Origin of the sequence: Corynebacterium sp. (assembly GCF_022712195.1) — a bacterium.
Classification (GTDB): Bacteria; Actinomycetota; Actinomycetes; order Mycobacteriales; family Mycobacteriaceae; genus Corynebacterium.
This window is the reverse complement of sequence record NZ_JALAGY010000008.1, coordinates 1-7,715: the sequence shown is the minus strand read 5'-3', so window position 1 is coordinate 7,715 and position 7,715 is coordinate 1. Positions and strand designations below refer to the sequence as shown.

The 7,715-nt window shown below is 70.3% G+C and carries 9 protein-coding genes and 1 pseudogene; 5 read left to right on the top strand and 5 right to left on the bottom strand.

All coding sequences use genetic code 11. The annotated features are described in order from the left end of the window. The 3 genes from Q0A34_RS01205 to Q0A34_RS01195 all read right to left on the bottom strand — a co-directional run. Positions 1-219 (bottom strand): ATP-binding cassette domain-containing protein (locus tag Q0A34_RS01205; RefSeq protein ID WP_291477675.1); only part of this gene is annotated, 219 nt, incomplete at its 3' end. A gap of 154 nt (positions 220-373) precedes the next feature. Then, entirely contained in the window at positions 374-1,357 is a 984-nt protein-coding gene (locus Q0A34_RS01200; RefSeq protein WP_291477674.1) for an MDR family oxidoreductase, read from the bottom strand. A gap of 60 nt (positions 1,358-1,417) precedes the next feature. Then, positions 1,418-2,374 carry a helix-turn-helix transcriptional regulator gene (locus Q0A34_RS01195; RefSeq protein ID WP_291477672.1) on the bottom strand — a complete coding sequence of 319 codons (957 nt, stop codon included), beginning with the start codon at positions 2,372-2,374 and terminating at the stop codon, positions 1,418-1,420. Positions 2,375-2,511: 137 nt separating this feature from the next. On the opposite strand from Q0A34_RS01195, the gene Q0A34_RS01190 reads away from it, so the two are divergent. From Q0A34_RS01190 to Q0A34_RS01180, 3 genes are all read left to right on the top strand, one after another. Continuing rightward, the gene (locus Q0A34_RS01190) at positions 2,512-3,537 is read left to right on the top strand and encodes a zinc-dependent alcohol dehydrogenase family protein (RefSeq protein ID WP_291477671.1); all 1,026 of its coding nucleotides are present in this window, start codon (positions 2,512-2,514) and stop codon (positions 3,535-3,537) included. A gap of 14 nt (positions 3,538-3,551) precedes the next feature. After that, the gene (locus Q0A34_RS01185) at positions 3,552-4,811 is read left to right on the top strand and encodes an MFS transporter (protein WP_291477670.1); all 1,260 of its coding nucleotides are present in this window, start codon (positions 3,552-3,554) and stop codon (positions 4,809-4,811) included. Between the two features lie 80 nt (positions 4,812-4,891). Then, positions 4,892-6,094 carry a MarP family serine protease gene (locus Q0A34_RS01180; RefSeq protein ID WP_291477668.1) on the top strand — a complete coding sequence of 401 codons (1,203 nt, stop codon included), beginning with the start codon at positions 4,892-4,894 and terminating at the stop codon, positions 6,092-6,094. Between the two features lie 8 nt (positions 6,095-6,102). On the opposite strand, the gene Q0A34_RS01175 is transcribed toward Q0A34_RS01180, so the two are convergent. Together Q0A34_RS01175 and Q0A34_RS01170 are read right to left on the bottom strand one after the other, a co-directional pair. Then, a complete protein-coding gene (locus Q0A34_RS01175; RefSeq protein ID WP_291477666.1) occupies positions 6,103-6,495 on the bottom strand; it encodes a hypothetical protein in 393 nt (130 codons plus the stop codon). After that, a complete protein-coding gene (locus tag Q0A34_RS01170) occupies positions 6,492-6,869 on the bottom strand; it encodes a hypothetical protein (protein WP_291477664.1) in 378 nt (125 codons plus the stop codon). The genes Q0A34_RS01175 and Q0A34_RS01170 overlap by 4 nt, the downstream gene beginning before the upstream one ends. 125 nt (positions 6,870-6,994) lie before the next feature. Between Q0A34_RS01170 and soxR the strand changes: the two genes are divergently transcribed. Then, positions 6,995-7,495: a redox-sensitive transcriptional activator SoxR gene (gene soxR, locus Q0A34_RS01165; protein WP_291477662.1), complete on the top strand. Its 501-nt coding sequence runs from the start codon at positions 6,995-6,997 to the stop codon at positions 7,493-7,495. A gap of 80 nt (positions 7,496-7,575) precedes the next feature. Beyond that, positions 7,576-7,715: pseudogene (locus tag Q0A34_RS01160) on the top strand (superoxide dismutase); the annotation flags it as partial.

Genomic DNA, 7,715 nt, shown 5'->3' with positions numbered 1-7,715 from the left:
CGCCGGCTTGTCGGCGACCGCGGCGAACTCCTGCCCGTCGAACAACGCCCGCCCCGCCGTGGGACGGTCCAACCCCAGCACACACCGCATGGTGGTGGACTTACCCGACCCGTTCGGCCCCAGGAAACCCGTCACCGCCGCGTCCGGCACCGTGAACGACAACTCGTGGACGGCCTGGAACCGTCCGTAGCTCTTCGACATCTTCTCTACTGTGATCATGGATCCCAGTGTTCTCCGCCGGCGCCGCGGACACATCGGCCCAGAGGCTGATCCGGGCGGGCCGTGGGGTCGTACATTCGTCCCGCCCGCGGCGGTGCGGCTCATACCCAGGTATGAATCCGGGCCCGTGTCAGGGCTCCGCCGACACGGCCGCTCAGAATCGGTTGACGTCGACCACCACGCGTCCGCGTACCGCGCCCTCCAGGAGTTTCCGGGCGGTGGGGGCTGCCTCGTCCAGTCCGACTGTCGAGGTGATCGTGTCCAGCGTCCCCGGGTCGAGGAGCTCGCCGAGGCGCCGCCATGCCTCCAGCCGGTCCTCCAGCGGGCACATCACGCTGTCGACACCGGCGAGCGTCACCCCACGAAGGATGAACGGCGCCACCGACGCCGGCAGGTCCATCCCCGCCGCCAGGCCGCAGGCGGTGACCACCCCGCGGTACTTCGTGCCCGCCAGGATGTTCGCCAGGGTGTGGCTGCCGGCCACGTCGACCGCGCCGGCCCACCGTGCCTTCTGCAGGGGCTTTCCCGCCTCGGCGAACCCCGAGCGGTCCAGGATCTCGGCGGCTCCGAGGTCCTCCAGGTAGCGGTTCTCCTCCGGGCGGCCCGTCACCGCCACCACCGTGTAGCCGAGCCTGGCGAGCAGTGCCACAGCCACGCTGCCGACGCCGCCGGACGCCCCGGTGACGGCGATCTCCCCCTGGTCCGGTGTCACCCCGTGCCGTTCCAGCGCCTGGACGCAGAGCATCGCGGTGTACCCGGCGGTGCCGATGGCCATGGCCTGTTCCGGGGTGAAGGCCTCCGGCAGCGGGACCAGCCAGTCGCCCCTGACCCGCGCCTTCTGCGCGAGCCCTCCCCAGTGCTTCTCCCCCACTCCCCAGCCGTTGAGGACGACCTTGTCGCCGACCCGGTGGGCGGGGTCGTCACTGTGCTCCACTTCGCCGGCCAGGTCGATGCCCGGCACCATGGGGAAGTCCCGTACGATCTTCCCGCTGCCGGTGATCGCCAGGGCGTCCTTGTAGTTCAGGCCGGAGTGGCTCACCCGTACGGTCACGTCGCCGTCGGGGAGCTGCCGCTCGTCCAGGTCCGTCAGGCTGGTGCGGTAGGAGTCGTCGTTCTCGATCAGCAGGCCGGTGAACACGGTGTCTGTCTCCTCGGGTGAGGTCGGTGGCGGTGTGCGTCCCCCAGGGTAGGCGTCCGGTCACCCTGATGTGCCGCGATCCACCCCGCCGGACGGCAGCCTGCCGTCCGTAGCCTCCGTAGCCTCCGTAGCCTCCGTGCCCTCCGGCCCGTCCGACGCCGCGAACGACGCCAGCAGCTTCAGCGCGTCGTCCGACGGCGACCCCGGTTCCGCAGAGTAGATCGTGACGGTCAACCCCCGCTCCTCCTCCATCCTCAACCCTTCGTACGCCAGCACCATCTCCCCCACCGCCGGGTGGTGGAAACGCTTGAAACCGCTGCCGTGGTGGCGCACGTCGTGGGCACCCCACCGGGTGCGGAACTCGTCGCTGCGGGTGCACAGTTCCCCGACGAGATCATGCAGGGACTTGTTGTGCGGGTCGCGCGCCGCCTCGGTGCGCAGGATCGCCACGGTGATGTCCGCCATCTCGTCCCAGTCCGGGTAGAAGTCCCGTGCCCGCCGGTCCAGGAAAGCGTGCCGGGCGATGTTCGGCGGACCCGCAGGACGCCCCGGCATGTCGAACACCTGACCGTAGAATGCCCTGGCCAGCGTGTTGGTCGCCAGCAGGTCCATCCGGCCGTTGCGCACGAAGGCCGGTCCGGCGGTGACGGCGTCCAGGGACCACTGCAGGCCGGGAGAGGGAGTCCAGGTTGAGGCGTCCCGCGTCTTCGGGGGACGGGCCACCGGGCTCGCCGCGTGCGCGAGGTCGAAGAGGTGCGCACGTTCGGCGTCACTGAGACGCAGCGCCCTGGCCAGGCTGTCCAGGACCTCGGGGGAAGCTCCGGCGATCGCTCCACGTTCCAGCTTCGTGTAGTACTCCACACTCACTCCTGCGAGGGTCGCCACCTCGCTGCGCCGAAGCCCCGGCACCCTGCGGTTCGTCCCCGCGGGGAGTCCGACCTGAGCGGGAGTGACCTTGGCCCGACGGGTGGTGAGGAACTCCCTGACGTCCGCCTTGAGGTCTGTGCCGTTACCCATGCCCCGAGCTTAGGACAGGCCCCGGCGCCGTGGGAGGTACCGCCGGTACCCCGCTCGACAGGCTCTCCCTGCCGCGCGGCAGGCCTGGTTGCCTGGAGTGAGAACCCCGGAACACCCGAGAGACAGGAGCTTCCCCCGTGCGAGCAGTCATCATGGACGCCCCCGGCGACATCCGCGTCGGCGACCGCGAGGACCCGCGGATCATCGACCCCACCGACGCCGTCATCCGCATCACCGCGACATGCATCTGCGGATCCGACCTGTGGCCCTACCGTGGTGTGGAACCCGCCGACCACCTGCACATGGGCCACGAGTACGTCGGAGTCGTCGAGGAGGTCGGCAGCGCCGTGACCACCGTGACCCCCGGTGACCACGTCGTCGGGTCCTTCGTGATCTCCTGCGGAGAATGCGAGATCTGCCGCTCGGGGTACCCGTCCAAGTGCGTCCACGCCGAGTTCGTGCACGCCGGCATCGGCACCCAGGCGCAGAAGGCGCGGATCCCCCTCGCCGACGGCACGCTGGTGGCCACCCCCGGTGAACCGGACGAGGACCTCCTCCCGTCGCTGCTGGCGGCGTCGGACGTCCTGGGCACCGGCTGGTTCGCCGCCGACGCCGCCGAGGCCGGTCCCGGCAAGACCGTCGCCGTGGTCGGCGACGGTGCCGTGGGCCTGATGGGTGTCCTCGCCGCCAGGGAGATGGGTGCAGAGCGCATCATCGCCATGTCCCGTCACGCCGACCGTCAGGCACTGGCGCGCGAGTTCGGGGCCACAGACATCGTCGAGGAACGCGGCGAAGCTGGCGTCGCGAAGGTCAGGGAACTCACGGACGGCCTCGGGGCCCACAGTGTGATCGAGGCGGTGGGCACCCGCGAGTCCTTCCTGCAGGCCATCCACTCCGCCCGCGGCGGCGGGCACGTCGGCTTCGTCGGCGTGGCACACGAGGGGGTCTCGTTGCCGATGGACGAGGTCTTCTTCGCCGAGGTCCACCTCCACGGTGGGCCTGCCCCGGTACGCCGCTACCTCCCCGACCTCATCCGGAGAGTCTGGGACCGCGAGATCGATCCGGGCCGGGTCTTCGACCTCACCCTGCCGCTGGAGGACGCGGCCGAGGGCTACGCGGCGATGTCCGGGCGGCGCGCCGTCAAGGTCATGCTGACGGTGTAGGGCAGGCCACGCACATGTCCGGTACCTCTACCTCTCGCTCCGCCGCTCCGGCAGCCACCGGACGGCGCCTGCCGTTCGTCACATACGTCCTCTCCGCGGGCGTGTTCCTCATGGGCACCACGGAGTTCATCGTCGCGGGGATCCTCCCGGAGATCGCCGAGGACCTGTCGGTGCCGGTGTCCGACGCCGGCCTGATGATCACCGTCTTCGCCGTCGGCATGATCGTCGGCACCCCGGCCATGGCAGCCCTCACCCTCCGGCTTCCCCGACGGGTGACACTCACGCTGGCCCTGCTGGTCTTCGCCCTCGGCCACGTCACCGTGGCGGTCACCTCCGTCCTGCCGCTGATCCTGGCGGCACGTTTCCTCACCGCGCTGGCCACCGGTGCATTCTGGGCGGTCGCCGCGGTGGTCGGCGCCCGGGCGGCCGGCCCCTCACTCGCGTCCAAGGCCCTGGGTATCGTGCTGGGCGGCGGCATGCTGGCCAATGTCGTCGGCGTGCCGTTGGGCGCGTTCGCCGGTCAGACCGTCGGCTGGCGTGGCCCGTTCTGGACGTTGGCGGTGTTGGCCGTACTCGGCGCACTGGTCGTCTTCCGGCGGGTGCCCGCCGACCCCGGCGACACTCCGCCCCCGTCCCTGCGGGCCGAGCTGCGCAGTCTGGCCGACGGGCGGGTGTGGCTGGTCCTCGCCGGGTGCGCGGTGGTCTGCGGGTCCTCGTTGGCGGTCTACAGTTTCATCGCGCCGCTGCTGACGGACACCAGCGGGCTGGCGGCCTCGGCGGTTCCGCTGGTCCTGGTCGGCTACGGTGCCGGTGCCTTCATCGGCTCGAACCTGGGCGGCGCTCTCGGCACGTCACGACCGTTCGCCGTCCTGTTCACCTCCGCGACCGCGACGTTCCTGGTGCTGGCCGGACTGCTCCTCTTCTCCGGCAACGCCGTCGTCGCCGTGGTGCTGGTGGTGTTGCTCGGACTGTTCGGCATGTCGACCAACCCGGTGCTCATCGGCATGGCCGTGCGCTACGCGGACAAGGCGCCCACACTGGCCTCGGCGATGGCGACGGCAGCCTTCAACGTGGGCACCGCCGTCGGCTCCTGGATCGCCGGCCGGACGCTGGCCACCTCCCTCGGCGCCAGCGGCCCGGTCGCCGTCGGCACGGTCATCGCCGCGCTCTACGCCGTCCCCCTGGTGCTCCTGCTGCGGAGGGAACGCGCCGGTCCGCGCCCAAACTCGCGCCCAGACCCGCACCCGGCCCCGGGGGCGGGAAACCACAGTTGACTCCGACTGCCGGCCCGGCGGTGCCGCGGCCTATCCTTGGTGTTGATGCACACCTCCCCACTGCCTGAGAGCACCGTCCGATGATCGTCGACCTCATCGTCGTCGCCCTTCTCCTCCTCTCGCTCTCCGCCGGACTCCGGGCCGGGTTCTTCTCCTCACTCGGCTCACTGGTCGGCCTGGTCGGCGGTGCCCTGCTGGTCCCGTGGGCCGTGCCGGCGGTGGTCGACGTGGTCTCCGACCCGTCCTGGCGCTGGTTGGCCGGGGGACTGACGATCTCCGCCCTGCTGCTGGCCGGTGCCGGCCTCGGGTCTTCACTGGGGTCGCTGGTCCGGCTCGGCGCCGACCGCCTGAAGCTCCGTGTCCCCGAGCGGATCCTGGGCGGGGCCGTGTCGACGGTGGCGGCGGCTGTGGCGCTGTCACTTGTGGGGACAGGGGTGGCGACCGCGGGCATTCCCGGGCTCTCCCCCGCGGTATCCTCGTCCGCTGCGCTGCGCACCGTCGACGGCCTCCTCCCCGACCGGCTGCGTGAGGCCGGCGACGAGATCCGGGCGGCGTTGTTCGGCGAGACCTTCCTTCCCTCCGTCCCCGGTTCCGCGGTTCCGGCTCCTCTGCCGGGCCGGGGACCGTCCGCGCCGGAGGCTCCGGAGAATCAGCTCCCGGACCCGGAGTCGCCGGCGCTGGTCAACGCGGCCGCATCGGTCGCCCGGGTGTCCGGGATCGCCTCGGCGTGCCGGATGATGCCCACCGGGTCCGGGTTCGTCGTCGCGGACAACCGGGTGGTCACCAACGCCCATGTCGTCGCCGGGGTCGATGCGCCGGTGGTCACCCTGCAGGACGGTCAGGCCGCGGACGGGCGCGTGGTGTACTTCAACGAGGACGACGACATCGCCGTCATCGCGGTGGACCTCGACGCCCGGCCACTGCCCCTCAGAGGCGACGTGGTCCCCGGAGACGTGGGCGTGGTCCAGGGGTATCCCGGTGGCGGACCGTTCCAGTCGGTGACCGCCCGCGTGGTCACCGCCGGGCCGACACGCTTCGGTGGCGACGGTGCCGGGGTGCCTCCGTCGGTCCGGTCCGTCCTGCGGTTGCAGACGGAGGTCGTCCCCGGGAACTCAGGCGGCCCCTTCCTCACCCCGGAAGGGCAGGTCGCCGGTGTCGTCTTCGCCCGGGACGAGACAACCCCCTCCACCGGTTACGCGGTCCCGGTGGACGCCCTGGAACAGGCGGCGCCGGCGTTCACGGCCGACGCACCGTCCGTCCCGACCGGGCAGTGCGCCGCATAGCGCGGCGGCTACACCCGGCCGCGTCTCCAGGCAATCACGGAGGCGACGGCGCAGAACACCCCGAGCACCGGGAAGAACCAGAGGTAGAAGGCATAAGGAAGCGGTCCGAACACCTGTCGGAACTGCTCATTGGACAGGAACTCCCGTCCCGGGGTCCCGAGGGCCCCGTGATACGGCATCGAGAGCCCCACCGGGTCGTCGTGAGGCATGTAGATCGTCGACGTGAAGGCGAGTACGATTCCGAGCGTCGATACCAGCCCCAAGACAGCCAGTGGGAACGTCACCCAGAACCACGGGAAACCGCGGCGCCGTCCTTGTGGACGCCGCGGAATGACTATCGCCCCGGTCACCGCGACCACCAGCACTGAACCGAGGAAAATCAATCCCATGGCCCAGCTCATATCCGCCGCCTCCTCCAGGCCCATGAAGACAGTACGAGGCCACCGACCGCGAGGAGTGGATATCCGGTTCTGGCCCACTGCCCGCTGAGCAGAAGCCATGCCGGCTCATCCGAGAGGAACGTGGTGGTCGAGGTCTCGTCAGCGTCAGCCAGTGGCGCGTACATCGTCCAGCCGAAATTCGCGACGCCGGGCCCCGCCCCCGGCAACCACGCCGCGGCAGCCAACGCGACCAAGAAGGCCGTCAGCGGGAAGACGAGCCAGAACCACGGGAATCCCGTCGTCACGGCGTCACCCCGGTACTCCGCCCGCCTCGGGAGCACGGCACCGCCCACCAGCAGTACGACGAGACCTGCGAAAATCAGCAACCATGTCATCCGGGGATGGTATCAGGAGCTTCTCACCTGAGCTTCCGGTGTTGGCGGCGTAGGCTCCGGTGGAGAACCAGGGTCTCACGTCCACGTGACCTTTCCGTTGACACCGGCAGGAGTTGAACGCCCCAGTGACGCCGCACCAGGATGACGATGAGACCCGTGGCAGTGCCGACGATCTCCTGAGCATCGGTGAGACCAGCCGGCGCACCGGCACCGCGGTCTCGGCGCTGCGCTACTACGAGGACCTCGGCCTCATCGCCTCGGTACGGACCTCCGGAAACCACCGGCTCTACGCCCGGCACATGCTGCGCCGGATCTCGTTGATCGGTGTCGCCAGGACGCTCGGCATCCCGTTGAAGAGCGTGCAGGACGCCTTCAGCACGGTCCCCCTCGACCGCGCCCCGACCCACAAGGAGTGGCAGGTGGCGTCCCGGCGATGGAAACGCGAGCTCGAGGAACGCCGACGCGGCATCGAACGCCTGGAGAATGAACTGACCAGCTGTATCGGCTGCGGGTGCCTGTCCCTGAAGGCCTGCGCACTGCTCAACCCGGACGACGCCCTCGGTGCCACCGGCCAGGGTGCGCGACGGCTGTCGGGACCCCCGGAATCCGGCCGTCCGTCTCCTTGACCTCAAGTGCACTTCAGGTATTAGCCTCGGCGTCAGACCGTCACGGGCGGTCACCACAACGACGAGAAGGAGCATCATCCATGGCTGTCTACGAGCTTCCCGACCTCCCCTACGACTACGACGCCCTCGAGCCGCACATCTCCGCCGAGATCATGCAGCTGCACCACGACAAGCACCACGCCACCTACGTCGCCGGCGCCAACACCGCCCTCGAGGCCCT